Source organism: Nonomuraea montanisoli, from assembly GCF_013363975.1.
Lineage (GTDB): Bacteria > Actinomycetota > Actinomycetes > Streptosporangiales > Streptosporangiaceae > Nonomuraea > Nonomuraea montanisoli.
Window position 1 is genome coordinate 541,928 of the sequence record NZ_JABWGN010000003.1, and the last position, 13,788, is coordinate 555,715.

Annotated in this window: 12 protein-coding genes; 4 read left to right on the forward strand and 8 right to left on the reverse strand. The window is 73.7% G+C overall.

The window, feature by feature from the left end:
- The 3 genes from HTZ77_RS09365 to HTZ77_RS09375 are packed head-to-tail and all read left to right on the forward strand — an operon-like array spanning position 1 to position 3,014.
- The gene (locus tag HTZ77_RS09365) at positions 1–768 is read left to right on the forward strand and encodes an amino acid ABC transporter ATP-binding protein (protein WP_328808501.1); all 768 of its coding nucleotides are present in this window, start codon (positions 1–3) and stop codon (positions 766–768) included.
- A complete protein-coding gene (locus HTZ77_RS09370) occupies positions 768–1,856 on the forward strand; it encodes an ornithine cyclodeaminase family protein (protein ID WP_175589071.1) in 1,089 nt (362 codons plus the stop codon). Before HTZ77_RS09365 ends, HTZ77_RS09370 begins: the two co-directional genes overlap by 1 nt.
- A gap of 27 nt (positions 1,857–1,883) precedes the next feature.
- On the forward strand, positions 1,884–3,014 hold the full coding sequence (locus HTZ77_RS09375; protein WP_175589072.1) for a LacI family DNA-binding transcriptional regulator: 1,131 nt from the start codon (positions 1,884–1,886) through the stop codon (positions 3,012–3,014).
- Positions 3,015–3,044: 30 nt separating this feature from the next.
- Here the strand turns inward: HTZ77_RS09375 and HTZ77_RS09380 are convergent, their stop codons facing one another.
- Complete coding sequence (locus HTZ77_RS09380; RefSeq protein WP_175589073.1) at positions 3,045–4,208, reverse strand: NAD(P)/FAD-dependent oxidoreductase; 1,164 nt, start codon at positions 4,206–4,208, stop codon at positions 3,045–3,047.
- 118 nt (positions 4,209–4,326) lie between these two features.
- Positions 4,327–5,301 carry a LysR family transcriptional regulator gene (locus tag HTZ77_RS09385; RefSeq protein ID WP_175589074.1) on the reverse strand — a complete coding sequence of 325 codons (975 nt, stop codon included), beginning with the start codon at positions 5,299–5,301 and terminating at the stop codon, positions 4,327–4,329.
- A gap of 130 nt (positions 5,302–5,431) precedes the next feature.
- On the opposite strand from HTZ77_RS09385, the gene HTZ77_RS09390 reads away from it, so the two are divergent.
- Positions 5,432–6,787 (forward strand): SWIM zinc finger family protein, encoded by a 1,356-nt coding sequence (locus tag HTZ77_RS09390; protein ID WP_175589075.1) that lies wholly within the window; start codon positions 5,432–5,434, stop codon positions 6,785–6,787.
- An 86-nt stretch (positions 6,788–6,873) separates the two neighbouring features.
- On the opposite strand, the gene HTZ77_RS09395 is transcribed toward HTZ77_RS09390, so the two are convergent.
- The 6 genes from HTZ77_RS09395 to HTZ77_RS09420 form a co-directional block, all read right to left on the reverse strand.
- Positions 6,874–7,983, reverse strand: coding sequence for a LacI family DNA-binding transcriptional regulator (locus HTZ77_RS09395; RefSeq protein WP_175589076.1), 1,110 nt, complete (start codon positions 7,981–7,983; stop codon positions 6,874–6,876).
- Positions 7,984–8,209: 226 nt separating this feature from the next.
- A complete protein-coding gene (locus tag HTZ77_RS09400; protein WP_175589077.1) occupies positions 8,210–9,148 on the reverse strand; it encodes a DUF72 domain-containing protein in 939 nt (312 codons plus the stop codon).
- 52 nt (positions 9,149–9,200) lie between these two features.
- Entirely contained in the window at positions 9,201–9,656 is a 456-nt protein-coding gene (locus tag HTZ77_RS09405) for a hypothetical protein (protein ID WP_175589078.1), read from the reverse strand.
- A 38-nt stretch (positions 9,657–9,694) separates the two neighbouring features.
- Positions 9,695–10,297 carry a hypothetical protein gene (locus tag HTZ77_RS09410; protein WP_175589079.1) on the reverse strand — a complete coding sequence of 201 codons (603 nt, stop codon included), beginning with the start codon at positions 10,295–10,297 and terminating at the stop codon, positions 9,695–9,697.
- Between the two features lie 173 nt (positions 10,298–10,470).
- Positions 10,471–11,103: a hypothetical protein gene (locus HTZ77_RS09415; protein WP_175589080.1), complete on the reverse strand. Its 633-nt coding sequence runs from the start codon at positions 11,101–11,103 to the stop codon at positions 10,471–10,473.
- A 77-nt stretch (positions 11,104–11,180) separates the two neighbouring features.
- A complete protein-coding gene (locus tag HTZ77_RS09420) occupies positions 11,181–13,733 on the reverse strand; it encodes a DUF7824 domain-containing protein (RefSeq protein ID WP_175589081.1) in 2,553 nt (850 codons plus the stop codon).
- Positions 13,734–13,788 lie beyond the last annotated feature (55 nt).

Consider the following 13,788-nt stretch of genomic DNA (forward strand, 5'->3'; position numbering starts at 1 on the left):
ATGTCCGAGATCCCCCTGCTCCGGATCGAGAAGGTCGGCAAGGCGTTCGGCCGGCACCAGGTGCTGCGCGAGGTGTCGCTGGACGTGCACGCCGGCCAGGTGCTGTGCGTCATCGGCCCCTCGGGCTCCGGCAAGAGCACGCTCCTGCGCTGCGTCAACCGGCTGGAGGTCCCGGACAGCGGGTACGTCTACCTCGAAGGGCAGCCGGTCGGCTTCCGCTGGACGGGCGACGGCCTGCACGAGATGACCTCCGCCCAGCTCGCGGCCCAGCGCCGCCGGATGGGCATGGTCTTCCAGAACTTCCACCTGTTCCCCCACCGCCGCGTCATCGACAACGTGACCGAGGGCCCGGTCGTCGTCAACGGCCTCGACCGCGCGACGGCCCGCGAGCAGGCGATGGGGCTGCTGACCAAGGTGGGCCTGGCCGACAAGGCCGGCGCCTTCCCCGAGTCGCTGTCCGGCGGCCAGCAGCAGCGCGTCGCGATCGCCCGCTCGCTCGCCATGCGGCCGGCGCTCATGCTCTTCGACGAGCCCACCTCCGCGCTCGACCCGGAGCTGGTCGGCGACGTCCTCGACGTCATGCGCGACCTGGCCCGCGACGGGATGACCATGGTCGTGGTCACCCACGAGATGGCCTTCGCCCGCGACGTCGCCGACCAGGTGGTGTTCATGGACGGCGGCCGGGTGGTGGAGGCCGGGCCGCCGGAGCGGATCTTCGGCGCGCCGGAGCACGAGCGCACCCGCTCGTTCCTGTCGAGGGTGCTGTAGTGGACGTGCTGATCCTCTCGGACGCCGACATCCGGGCCACGCTGGACGCCGCCGAGGTGGTGGCGACCCAGGAGCGGGCGTTCCTGCTGGCCGGCGAGCCGGGGCGGGTGCGCGCCGCGCACACCCACCACGCGACGTTCGCCCCGGACGGCATGGCGTTCGCCCACGCGGCCGTGGCCGCCGGGGAGACCGGCGCTCTGCCCGAAGGCGCGACCGGCGTGGCGTCCGAGACCGGCGCGGTTCCCGAAGACGGGACCGACGTGGCGTCCGAGACCGGCGCGGTTCCCGAAGGCGGGACCGGCGTGGTGTTCAAGACCGGCACCCAGCACCCGGCCAACGCGCGGCGGGGACTGCCCACGGTCCACGCGACGGTCACCGTCCACGACCCGGAGACCGGCGCGGCCGTCGCCGTGCTGAACGGCACGACGATCACCACGCTGCGCACCGCCGGCGGCCTGGTCGCCGCCGCCCGCGCCCTGTCCCCCGGCCGCCCGCACACCGTCGGCGTGCTCGGCGCCGGGGCGCAGGCGACCGAGTTCGTGTGCCTGATGGCCGCGGTGACGCCGGTCGAGCGGTTCCTGATGTGGAGCCCGGGGCTGGCGGCGCGCGGGCGCGCCCGGCTCGACGCCCGGCTCGCGGACCTGCCGGTCGAGGTGGCCGCCTCCTCCCGTGACCTGTGCGAGCGGAGCGGCACCGTCGCCACCTGCACGCTCAGCCGTACCCCGGTGGTGGAGGGCGCCTGGCTGCGGGCGGGCACGACCGTGCTGACGATGGGCTCGTACGCGCCGGACCGGCGCGAGATCGACCTCGCCTGCTCGGCGCGCGCCGCCCGCACCTACGCCGACCTGCCCGAGCAGGCGCTGCGCTCGAACGGCCCGGTCGTGGCGGCGGTCGAGGCCGGGGTGCTGGACGCGCGGGCGGTGCGCCCGCTCGCCGCCGTGCTGCGCGGCGACCACCCGGCACGCGCCGGCGACGGGGAGACGGTGGTGTTCCACAGCAACGGCCTCGGGGTCCAGGATGCGGCGCTGGCCTGGCGTGCGTACACTCGCGCTCGCGCGAACGGCCTCGGCACCCGTGTCCGCCTGTGAGCACGCCGACCCTGGAAGGAAGTGATCGTGGCGACTGAACCCGGAGCGGGGTCGGGCTCCAGACGGCCCAGCCTCAAGGACGTCGCCGCGCGGGCCGGGGTCTCCAGGGCCAGCGCCTCGCGCGTGCTGGGCGGCTACGGCTACTCCAGCCAGGACGTCGTCGACCGGGTCATGGCGGCGGTCCGGGAGCTGGGCTACGAGCCCGACCGGGTCGCCCGTACGATGCGCAGCGGCAAGTCCGGCGTGATCGGCTTCGTCTGCGCCGACATCTCCGACGCCTTCTTCTCCGGCGCCATGCGCGGCATCTGCGACGTGGCGCTGCGCGAGGGCGCGCAGGTCATCGTCATGAACACCGACGACAAGCCGGGCCAGGAGCGCGACGCCACCCGCGTGCTGCTGTCGCACAAGGTGGACGGCGTCATCATCACCCCGGTCTCGGTGCGCGAGCCCGCCCACATCGACGCCATCACCGGCGCGGGCGTGCCGGTCGTCTCGCTCGACCGGCAGCTCAGCGACATCGGCATCGACAGCGTGGTGGCCGACAACGAGGCGGCCACGGAGCGGGCGATCCACCACCTCATCGGCCTCGGGCACCGGCGGATCGCCTTCCTCGGCTCGGTGCAGCGGGAGGAGCCGCCCGTGCTGCGCGTCGGCAAGGTGCGGGCGAACGTCGTGGGCCCGTCCCGGCCCTCGCTCGACCGGGCGCGGGGCTACCTGCGCGCCCTCACCGCGGCGGGGCTGCCCGTGGAGCGCGAGCTCATCGCGTTCGCCCCGCACGACGCGCCGGACGGCCGTCTGGAGGCGGTGGCGGGGGTGCTCGCGGCCGAGCCCCGGCCGAGCGCGCTGTTCACGGCCGACAGCTACATGACGCGCAGCGCGTTCTCGCTGCTGTCGGAGCGCGGCATCGCGATCCCGGGCGAGATGTCGCTGATCGGGTTCGACGACCTGGAATGGACCACCCTGGTACGCCCGCGGATCTCGGTCGTCGTGCAGTCGGCGTACGACATGGGGCGGGCCGCGGCCGACCAGCTCTTCGCCCAGATCGCCCGCCCGGACGCGACCGGGACGGACGCGACCGGGACGGGCGCGGGGCGCGGGGACCGCACGGTGGTCCCGACGCGCTTCATCGAACGCGAGAGCGCCGGCGCGGCCCCCTGACCCGCGCGCCCCGCCGGGCGAGGGCGAGCCTCAGACGATGTTGAGCTCGGGCCGGGCGCCGGCGAGGGCGAAGCGGCGCGCGTCGAAGCCGCTGACGTCCACGAACGGCTCCCGCCCGAGGTACAGGTCGCGCACCACCTCACCGACGGCCGGGCTCATCAGGAAGCCGTGGCCGGAGAACCCGGTGGCGTAGATGAACCGGTCCACCTCGGGGGCGACGCCGATGAGGGCGTTGTGGTCGGGGGTCACCTCGTACAGGCCGGCCCAGCCGGTGGCGATGCCGGTCTCCATGAGCGCCGGGGCGCGGCGGGCCATGGCCTCGCCCAGCCTCGGCAGCCAGGCGTCGGACCGGTCGAGCTTGAACCCGGGCGTCTCGTCGGGGTCGGACATGCCGAGCAGCAGGCCGGGCCCCTCGCGGTGGAAGTAGAACGTGGTGCCGAAGTCGATGGTGAACGCCGTCGGCGGCAGGTCCGGGACCGGCTCGGTGACGAGCACCTGGCGGCGCAGCGGGGTCACCGGCAGGTCCACGCCCACCCACGCGCCGACGGGGGCCGACCAGGCGCCGGCCGCGCAGACGACGGTGTCGGTCTCGATCCGGCCGCCCTCGGTCAGGACGGCGGTGATGCGGCCGTCCACGGTCTCGACGCCGGTCGCGGCGCAGTTCGGCAGCAGCCGCGCGCCGAGCCTGCGGGCCGCTCCCGCGTAGCCGAGGACGACCGACTCGGGCGTGCAGTGGCCGTCGGTGGGCGAGTACGCGGCGCCGAGCAGCCCCTCCGTGTCGACGAGCGGCGACAGCTCGGCGGCCTCGCGCAGCGAGATCATCCGGCTGGGCACCCCGAGGTCGTTCTGGATCGCGACGTTCTTCTCGAACTCGGCGACGGCCGCGGGGGTGTCGAGGAGGAACAGGTAGCCGGGCTTGTGCAGGTCGATCTCCTGGCCGAACCGCTCGGCGAAGGCGTCGAACGTCTCCAGGCTGCGCACGGCCAGCTCGATGTTGACCCGGTCGGAGAACTGCGCGCGCACTCCCCCGGCGGCCTTCGAGGTCGAGCCGGAGCCCAGCGGCCCCTTGTCGACGAGCACCACGTCCCGCACCCCGGCGGCGGCCAGCGCGTAGGCCGAGCTGACGCCCATGGCGCCGCCCCCGATGATCACGACCGAGGCTCGCGACGGCAGCTCGCGCCCGGACTCGTTCATGGGACGGCTCCTTCCGGCAGCATGAGGGATGACGCGTCCAGCATCGCGGAGCGGGCGACGCCGGAGGAAGCGGCCGAGCGCGGCCATCTGTGGGCGTGGCGGAAGAACTTCTTATGCTTCATCGCTGCTGCTCCGCGACAGGCGAGCGCTCCGCGGTGGGCGAGCGCTCCGCGCAGGCGAGGCCGGGGAAGACGCCGCCCAGCCGGGCCGCGGCCTGGCGCAGGGCGCGCACCGCGCCGGTGATCGCCGGGTTCGTGGTCTCGGAACGGTACACGGCGCCGATGCGGCGGCGCGCGCCGACCCCGTCGAGCCGGGCCGCGGCCACGCCCTCGCTGGGCTGGTGGGCGAGCGCCGGGACGAGGGCGACGCCCAGGCCGGAGCGGACGAAGCCACGGATGACGCCGTAGTCGTTGCTGCGGTAGTCGACCTGCGGCTGGTAGCCCGCCTGGGCGCACAGGCCGCGCAGGAACGCGGCCCCGGCCGTGCCCTCCCGGGTCGCCACCCAGGTCTCGTGCTTGAGGTCGTCGAGACCGACGGCCCCGGCGCCGGCCAGGGAGTGCCGCTCGGGCAGCAGCACCAGCAGTTCCTCCTCCAGCAGCCGGACCTGGTGCAGGTCTCTCGGCCAGGCCCGGGGCACCAGGTCGTAGCGGTAGACCAGGGCCATGTCCAGCTCCCCGGCGCGGACGAGCGGGATCAGCTCGTCCGGCTCGCCCTCGTCGAGCAGGGTCTCCACGGACGGGTGCGACTGGGCGTACCCGGCCAGAGCGATCGGCAGGAGCCGCTGGCTGGCCGTGGGGAAGCTGCCGAGCCGCAGCCGGCCGATCGTGCCCTCGCACAGGCCGCGGACGTCCTCCTCCAGGGCGTCCAGCGCCGACAGGACGTCCACGGAGCGCTGGACGAGGTATCGGGCCGCCGGGGTCGGCGTGATCGTGTGGGCGCCGCGCTCGAACAGCGGCACCTTGATCACCCGTTCCAGCGCGGCGATCTGCTGCGAGACCGCGGAGCCGGTGTAACCGAGGCTCCTGGCCGCGGCGGCGAACGACCCGGCGTTCAGCACGGCGGCCAGCGTCCGGAGGTGCACCGGGTTGAGCATCAGCAGATCTGTCCTTACATGTACCAATTACTGGCATTCTCCCGTACCTCCAGGCCCGTGAACAGCCACAACTCACATGCCGGACACGCGCGGCGGGCTTTTGTCGGTGGTGATCTCTACTGTCCCGGCCATGAGCCAAGCGACGCAGACCTACAGCTACGCCGCGCCCTCCGCGATGGTGGACGGGCGCCTCGGACTGTCCACCTCCGGCGGCCGGGCCCTGAGCGGCCCCGCCGTGGCGCCCCGGTTCTTCAGCGGGCTGGTGACCCAGGCCGCGCCCGCCGCCGCCGCGCTGCTCGGCGTGGCCGACGTGGCTCTCGCCCGCTACCACCAGCCGCGTCCCGGCTGGACCCGCGACCCGGTCGTGACCTGCGGCGGCGACCGGCTGCGCTTCGAGTCGTTCTCCGCCTGCGGCGGCGTCTACGCCCGGCTCGACCTGCTCGGCGGCGCCCTGGACGGCGAGGTCTTCGACCGGGGCACCACCAACGTCGACGTCAACGGCCCGCTGCGCGAGGCGCTGGCCAGGGTGGGCGGGCGCGACCCGCTGCACCTGGGCGTCGGGACCGACGAGCTGGTCGTCACCACGCTCGACGGCGCGGTCGTGGAGAAGAAGGTGCCGCTGCCGGAGCGGTGGCTGCGCGGCTTCGCCGAGGTCCAGGTCATCGCGGCGGGCATGGACCTGCGGGCGGAGCTGACCGGCATGAGCGCCGTGCGGTTCCTGCGGTCGCTGCCCAAGCGCGCCACGGCCGACCTGTGGGTCGCCCCGGCGGGCCGCGACCTGCGCGTCACCGACCGGCCCGGCGCGGGCGCGGTGTGCCTGTCCGGCGCGGGACGCCTGGCCACGCTGCACCCCCTGCTCCGCTTCGCGAAGAGCCTCAAGGTGTACGGCCCGGCGGGCGGCGACGGTCCGCTGTCGAGCGCCTGGGAGCTGGAGCTGCCGGGCATGCGCTACACCCTCGCCCTGTCGCCGGAGCGCTGGCGCGGCTTCTCCGGCGAGGGCGCCGTGCTGGCCGACCTGGCAACCGACGAGGCCGAGGCCGACGCCGACGTGGTCGGCATGCTGCTCAACTTCGAGCCGGAGGTGGAGATCGGCCTGCTCGCCGACCGCGCCGGCCTGCCCGTGGACCGGGTCCGGGCCGCCCTCACCCAGCTCGGCACGGCCGGCCGCGTGGGCTACGACCTGGCCGAGGCCGCGCACTTCCATCGCGAGCTGCCCTACGACCGCGAGCACGTCCAGCACCTCAACCCGCGGCTCACCTCGGCCAGGAAGCTCGTCGAGGGCGGCGCCGTCCAGCTCGACGGCGACGTGGCGCGGGTGCGCACCGACGGCGGCCTGCGCGAGGTCAGGCTGTCGGACGGCTCGTGCACCTGCCCGTGGTGGTGGGACCACCGCGGCTCGCGCGGGCCGTGCAAGCACGTGCTGGCCGCCCGCATCGCCGCCCGCGCCACCGAGGACGTCCCCGCCGGCATGACCGCCGACGTGTAACGGGTCAGCGGCACACGTCGGACGCCCCCGCCGGCGTGTGAAGGGCCAGCGGCACACGTCGGACGCCCCCGCCGGCGTGTGACGGGTCAGCGGCGCCCGCTGGAGGCGCGGACGACCAGCTCCGGGTCGAACAGCACCTGCCGGTGCCGGTGGCGCTCACCCTCGTCGATCTCCTCCAGCAGCAGCTCGGCGGCGACCCGGCCGAGCTCCGCGCGCGGCTGCCGGATCGACGACAGCGGCACCGCCGCCGCGGCGGCGTAGTCGATGTCGTCGTAACCGATGAGCGCCACGTCGTCGGGGATCCGCAGGCCGGCGGCGGTCAGCCCGTGCATGAGGCCGAGCGCGAGCAGGTCGTTGGCGCAGAACAGCGCGGTGGGCCGGTCGGGCCCGGGCATCGCGGCCAGCCGCTCGGCGGCGTGCCGTCCGGAGGCGAAGCTCAGCGACGGCACGTCGATCAGTGTGAGCGAGGGCGCCTCGGCGCTCCCTCCGGTCCCGCACGCGGCGGCGCTTCCCCCGGCCCGGGACGCCTCGGCGCTTTCCGTCTCGCGGCTCCCCGGCCGAGACGCGGCGGCGGCCGCGGCTTCCACCGCCTGGACCGCGCCCTTGTGCCGCTCGGCGACCTGGCTGATCGACCAGGAGCCGCCCACGAAGCCCAGCCGCCGGTGACCCTGTCCGAGCAGGTGCTCGGTGGCGAGCCGGCCGCCGAGCACGTCGTCGACGGCGACCGAGCACCGGTTGCGCCGCGTGGCCCGGTGGTCGAGCAGCACCACCGGCGTGCCCCGCTCGATGATCTGCTCCAGCCGCTCGTTCTCCCGTTCGACCGGCGTGATGAGGATGCCCTGGACGCGCTGCTCCTCCAGGTGGCGCAGGTAGCGGTGCTCGCGCGGCCCGTCCTGGTCGCTGTTGCAGAGCGTGACGATCATCCCGTTGTCGGCGGCGACCGCCTCCACGCCCTTGGCGACGTCGGTGAAGAACGGGTTGGTGACGTCCAGCACCACCAGGCCCATGGTGCGCGTGCGGCCGGAGCGCAGCGCCCGGGCCGACTCGTTGCGCACGAAGCCGAGCTCGTTCATGGCGTTGAGCACCCGCTCGCGCGTGGCGGGCGAGACCGCGTCGGGGCGGTTCAGCACGTTGCTGACCGTCCCCACTGACACGCTGGCCAGCTTGGCGACCTCCTTGATGCTCGCTATCGCCATGGCTCCTCACACGGGGACGGGACACCGGGATCTTGAGCCAGCGTACTACAGGGCCGCACCGATCATTGAAACGTAACAACAGCGTCGATCGTCGCGACACAGTCGTGACCTCGAAACTTACCTGCAACCTCTTGGCTCCCTTCGATAACAGGCCGAGCATTCCGGGGCGAAGCGGCTGAAACGTTTCACAACCAGTTATGGGCGCGGCACCGCTCGCCGGGATCGCTCAGCGGAGGTCGCCCGAAAGGCGGGAGAGGTCGTCCGCGGCGGGTCGGATGACGTCGGCGCCGAGCTCTTCCAGCAGCTCGGCCAGGCGGGCGGCGTTGCGCTGGGAGTTGTCGGCGCAGCAGTTGTTGGTGAGCACGTGCGTGGTGGCCGCCTCCTGGGACAGCGCCGCGATCCGGCCGGCCCAGTCCCGCAGCTCCTCCTCCGCGTACAGGTAGCCGAACCGCTCCTCGACGACCCGGCTCGTCCACTTGTCCGAGTGGCCGTGCAGGCGCACCACGGCCAGGTCGGAGGTCGCGGCCAGAACGGGCGGCACCGACGACGCGTGGCCCTGCGGCATGTCCACCCCCACGTACGGCAGGTCGTGGGCGGCGAGGAAGTCGAGCGTCTCGCGGCGGTGGCCGTCGTCCAGCCACGCCGCGGCGCGGAACTCGACGCAGATCCGGGCCGGCCGACAGCGGTCGCGGCACTCGAGGATGTGGCGGCGGCTCGCGCTCCCGGGCCGGAACCACGGCGGGAACTGGAACAGCACCGCCCCCAGCTTCCCCGCCTCCCGTAACGGCCGCAACGCGCCCAGGAACCGGCTCCACACCTGCTCGGCCACGTCCGGCGGCACGTCCCGCAGGTAGAGGGAGCGCCGCGGCTCGCCGAGCGCCGCCCGTAAGTCCTTGTACAGCGCGTCGGGCCGGGTGGGGTGATGGGTGAGGAGGGAGAACGCCTTGACGTTGAAGGTGAAGTCGCCGGGGGTGCGGTCCCGCCACGCCGCCGCGGTCCGCTCGGAGGGCGGGTGGTAGTAGGTGGCGTCCACCTCCACCAGGGGGAACCGGGAGGCGTAGAAACGGAGTCGGGCCTCGGGCGTTGCGGCCTCGGGGGGATACCAGCCGGAGGCGAGCAGCGACTTGTCGGTCCAGGACGCCGTACCGACGAGGATCTTGCCCATGACGTCACCGTACGTGGACAGCTTCGGAGGTGCGTCAATTTCCGGTACGTGATCAGTACTCGGGATTGTCCACGCACAGAGTGTCCCCGTCGAAGGTGACGGTGTCCGAGCTCACCCCGAAGAGCCCGTTCCCCGTCTCCGGCTTCTCGATGGAGAAGTTGGAGATCTCGCCGTCCTTACGGTTCCATCCGATCTTCCATCCCTGGCTCTCCAGCGAAGAGCGGGCCTTGGTGACGATGTCGGTCTCCGCCGCGTCGATCCCCGCGTCGGCATGGATCACGATCGCGCTCCGGACGCGCGTGTGCTCCGTGCCGACAGGGCCTCCGCACGGCGTGTCCTTCCCTCTGGTGAACGATGTGACCGAGGCGTCGGGCACGAGCGTCCTGATGACCGCGGTGATGTCACTGATGAGTTTCTGCCGTGACTGCTCAGGGGTCATGGCACTGTTCTCCTGTCCAGGCGAGCAGGCGGCCAGCGAAAGCGTCAGGAAAGCGCCGGCGGCGGCCATGAGTTCCCTGCCGTGGACCGTGTTGCGCACGCGCCGCCTCACTCCCCTTTGTTCTTCGTGCCGATGTCTCCGAGATCGACGAGATTGTCGGCGCCTCGCTGGATGTCGAGCGCGACGACCACGGGCCTGGTGACCGTGTAGACGGTGACGCCCGCTGCCGAGGCCGCCACGGTCGCCTGGGTGAACGCCTGAACCGCGGGCAGGCCGGCCGCGCGGAAGCTGTCATAGCTGCTCTCGAAGACCAGCTTCGTGCTCCCTGACACGAGGACGGCCTGCAATTCGGTGGGGGTGATGTGGTCGAGCAGGTCGTACTTGTTGACCAGCCCGACGACCCTGACGGCGGTCTCGGGGACCTCCAGGCTCTTGTCCCCGAGGACGCCCGCCAGTTCGACACCGAAGGCGACTGTCTGTTCCGGGGGCATCTGCGACAGCAGCCAGGTGGTGAGGTGGACCGCGGACTCCGCCCTGTTGCCGGCGAGAAGCCCGCCCTGCTTCGTGGCCACCTGGCGGGCCAGCTCGCCGAGTTCGGTGTCGAGTTCGGTCAGCGTGATGTCGTCGGTGATGCCGTACTTCATGAAGACGGACCTCGTCCGCCGGACAACTCCCGACCAGTCGGCGGGCGTCTTCGTGCGCCCCTCCATGATGTCTTGGATGATCGGGTCCAGTTCCGCGCTGAAGCGAGGAACCTTCTCCCCGGGGACCTGTGACTTCATCCATGCGACGAAGATCCGTGCTTCGGCGGCGCCTGGCTGTTCCTGATCCAGAGTCGTCCGGGTGAAGGTCAGGTTCTCCGGGCGGCCGAAGAGAATCGCCTTCAGGTTGGCGAGTGAGGCGCTGTTCGGCTTGTAGTACTCGGAGTGCCCGAACGAATCACCGGCGTCGAGCCGGCTGATGTCGGCGAAGTCGGCGGGATCGTTACCGTGTCCTTGCGTTGCCGGCCTGGCCGATCACCCGGGCGGGTGACGGGGTCCGTGCCTGCCCTCGTCAGGAGCCGGGCGAGGGTGGTTCCCGTGTCCTCCCACGTACGGCCGGCCGACGCGAGCTGCTGCTCCAGGGCGCGCATGCGTTCCGGGTCCCCGCCCACGAAACCCCGCGTGAGTCCGCTTCCCGGGCCGGTCGTGAAGCCTTCCCAGGCACCAGGGGGTGGCCCGAGGGCGGGGTGGGCGGGCGGCGGCCCCGGCACGGTGGCGGCCACCTGGTCGAACGCCTCCAGGAACGCCCGTCGCACCGCTCCCGCCCGCCGATGCAGCTCGTCCGCCAGCCTGGCGCCCGCCTCCCCCACCAGCGCCCCGTCGCGGAGCAGCAGGAGCGCCCGGTCGGCCGCTCGGGCGTCGCGCTCGGCCAGCTCCGCGATGTGCCGCAGCACCGCCGAGCCCACCCGCTCTCCCGCCGTCGCCGTCGCCGTCGCCGTCGAGGTCACCGGTGACGGGTCCCGCCCCTGTCCCATGCGTCGCTTCCTGTCGTTCCGCACACGACGATCATCACTGCACGCACAGGAATGATGCCAGAGAGTGACGGGCCGGGTCAGCTCACCGTCGTGGATTCGCATGGCGCGACCAGCCGGTGCAGCCGCCGCGCCTCCTGCACGACCCGGCTGGAACCCTTGCGGGACGCCATGGCGGCGAGGGCCGGCAGGTCGGCTCGGGCCTTCGCGGGGCGGGCGGCCGTCGCGGCGGCGGCCATGAGGTCAGCGAGCCCGGCGCGGGGCCGCTCACCGTCCGCCGGCAGCGGGGAGGGCAGCAGCGAGGGCAGCAGGCACGCGGCCACCGCCCACACCACCTCGTGGCCGCCCGCGCGCGTGGTCTCCTCCAGGGCAGCCGCGACCCGGTTGAGCTTGAGGTAGCCCTGCGTGACCAGTTCGGCGAGGGCGGCGCCGAGGGCCTCGACCGGCGTCTCGCCGCGCGCCGCCAGCGTGAGCAGCGCGTCGGCCGTGCTGGACCGCGAGGCGGGGTCGGCGTGGCCCATGCCGTAGGCCAGCGCGTACGCGGTGGCCGTCCCCGCGGGACCGTCGCAGCGCGCGAGGTCGCACAGGACGGCCGCCACGCCGCTCTTCGCCTCCACCGCATGCGCGAGCTGCGGGAGGAGGTGGGCCGCCGCGAGCTCCCGGTGGGACGGGAGGGCCAGGGCCCACCAGTTCGGCAGGTCGGGGTAGTAGCCGGACCAGACCGTGTCCAGCCCCTCCATGGCGGGCAGGGTCAGGGCCACCCGGATGCTCTTGTGGGTCGACCAGTAGTCGGACGTGCTGAACGGCTCGCAGGACACCGCCGGGTCGGGCAGGCGGTCGCCGGACATCCAGGCGGCGCAGGCGCGGCCGGCGTCGGAGGTGAAGGTCCGGGCCCGGGCCGCGGTCGCCGCGTCCACGTCACGGGGCAGCCGGAGGAGGGCCTGCGCGAGGTCGGCGGGCAGCGCCCGCGCCCCGGACGCCTCCAGGAGGGCGAGACGGTCGAGCAGCACCTCCGGGTCCACGTGGCCGGTGCCCGAGGTCGGGGCGGCCAGCAGCACCGGATAGCCCGCCCCGCCCTCGAACACGGCGACCAGCTCGAACGCGCGGGCCCGGTACAGCCGGTCGATCGGTCCGCAGTCAGGGGACGAGCCGTTCGGCCAGTTGTCGGCGGTGATGCCGCGGCTCTCCTCCGGGGCGGCGAAGGCGAGGAAGGCCCGGTTGAGGAGGTACTCCGCCTCGTCGTCGAGGTTCTGGCCGTAGTAGTCGCGGGACTGCTCCCACCAGGGGCGCAGCGCCTCGCGGAGCGCGTCGGGCGCGCGGTGCGACCACTCGGCGAGCCCCGCGAGGAGCCGTTCGAAGGTGTACGCGTCGTCGTGCTGCCCGCGGAACCCGGCCAGCTCGCGGGCCAGCTCCTCCGTCGAGGCGACGGGCGGCGGGAGCTGCGGGGCGGGAGGGGCCACCAGGGCCGGGGCGGCCGGCTCGTCCTCCTCGGGCAGCTCGCCGTAGGCGGCGGCGATCCGTTCGCGCAGCTCGGCCGGCAGCGTGGCCGCCGCCTCCCTGATCGCTTCGCGCCCCTCCTCCCCGGCGACCGGCGCCAGGGGCACGGCCAGCCGTACGGCCCGCTCCTGCAGCACCAGCGCCTCGTGGCCGATGATCTCGGCCAGGGCGCGCAGCGCGACGTCGGCCCGCCCGGCGGCACGGGGACCGGCCGTGGACCCCAGCCACGACAGCACGGCCCGCAGCAGCCTCGGCTCCGGCCGGAACGTCAGGGCCTCCACCGCCTCGGCGAACAGCTCCTCCTCCAGCCGTCCCGCCTCGTCCAGCGCCCGCAGCCGCGCCACGGCCGACTCGGCCACCGGGACCGGCGCGGGCGGCAGCAGGCGGACGTAGTCCTTGGCCCGCTCCGCCGTCTCGTCGAGGTCGGGGGCGAGCCAGTCGTGCAGGTTCGCGAGGACGGGCAGGCCGTTCTGCCCGTCGCGCAGGAGGCGCCCGACGACGCCGTCGAGCACGGCGCGGCGGTCCAGCAGCCCGCCCTGCACCAGCTCGCTGACGACCACGGCCTCGGCGGCCGAGAAGCCGTCGCTCAGGCCGTCGCTCTCGAAGATCCGTGGCCCCAGGACGGGCAGCAGCGGGTCCGTCGCCGCTGTCTCGGCCCGCAGCCCGTTCAGCCAGCCAGCCATGAACGCGGGGTTGTCGGGCGGCTCGGCGCCGGTCTCGCGGACGAGGGCGGCGGCCAGCTCCCAGTGGTCCAGCTCCGGCAGGCGCACCCGGGCGGCGACGCGGCGGGCCAGGTCGGCCCGCCACGGCTCCGGCCGGTCGCGCACCAGGTCGAGGATGCGGACGACGTCGCGCGGGTCCTCCCTCCGCCAGCGGAACTCGCGCCGGAACAGCCACGCGGCGACCGCCGCCGAACCACCGAGACAGCCGGCGCCCACCATGATGAGCGGACGGATGTGGTGGCGCTGCTCCCCGTCCCACCACGGCCGCCCGCTGCGGAACACCTTCCGCACGTGCTCCGTCATCTCGGCCGCCACGGCCTTGCGCTCGGCCGGGTCGAGCCCGGCCACGAGCTGGGCCGTGCGGGCGACGTCGCCGCCGCGGATGAAGGGGTACAGGTCGTTCCAGGCGGTCATGGGGGCCTCTCCAGTACGGGGGGTCACTGGATTGGCGACCTTAGCGACGCCTTCC